This is a genomic window from Thermococcus sp. MAR1 (assembly GCF_012027305.1).
In the GTDB taxonomy this organism is placed as follows: Archaea; Methanobacteriota_B; Thermococci; order Thermococcales; family Thermococcaceae; genus Thermococcus.
Genome location: NZ_SNUF01000023.1, coordinates 1 through 415, shown reverse-complemented (window position 1 = coordinate 415; position 415 = coordinate 1). Strand labels below are relative to the sequence as shown.

General features: G+C 30.6%; 2 protein-coding genes. Both read left to right on the top strand.

Annotated features, from left to right (window positions below):
- The first annotated feature begins 52 nt into the window (after positions 1-52).
- Positions 53-238 (top strand): hypothetical protein, encoded by a 186-nt coding sequence (locus E3E25_RS11375; protein ID WP_167893417.1) that lies wholly within the window; start codon positions 53-55, stop codon positions 236-238.
- On the top strand, positions 232-415 hold a 184-nt coding region (locus E3E25_RS11370; protein WP_167893416.1), incomplete at its 3' end, for a type II toxin-antitoxin system RelE/ParE family toxin. The genes E3E25_RS11375 and E3E25_RS11370, both read left to right, overlap by 7 nt.

Genomic DNA, 415 nt, shown 5'->3' with positions numbered 1-415 from the left:
ATTCACTATTACAGTAATAATTAGTTGTAAATTCGTTTAGAAACTTATAGTTATGCCAATTACTAAAACTCAAATTATAGAAACAATTCAGGCAATGCCTCAAACAGAATTTGCCAGTATTGATGAGGTGTTGGAAGAAATTGTTTTGCTAGAAAAAATTGAGCAGGGATTAAAAGATATTGAGGATGGAAATGTTTATACCGAAGAAGAAATGAGAAAAATAATTGCTGAATGGTAAGTTTAATCTTTACTGAACAAGCTAAAAAAGACTTAAAAGGAATTCATGCGTTTATTGCAAAAGATTCTCATTTCAATGCTACAAGATTCATCGGTCAACTTATTGATAAGAGTAGTATTTTAAAATCTTATCCGGAAATCGGACATCTGGTATTTCCGGGGAAATTTAAACATCTCC

Bases quoted from the DNA above. Each gene is read 5' to 3' on its own strand.
- E3E25_RS11375 (WP_167893417.1), top strand. From the start codon at position 53: ATGCCAATTACTAAAACTCAAATTATAGAAACAATTCAGGCAATGCCT.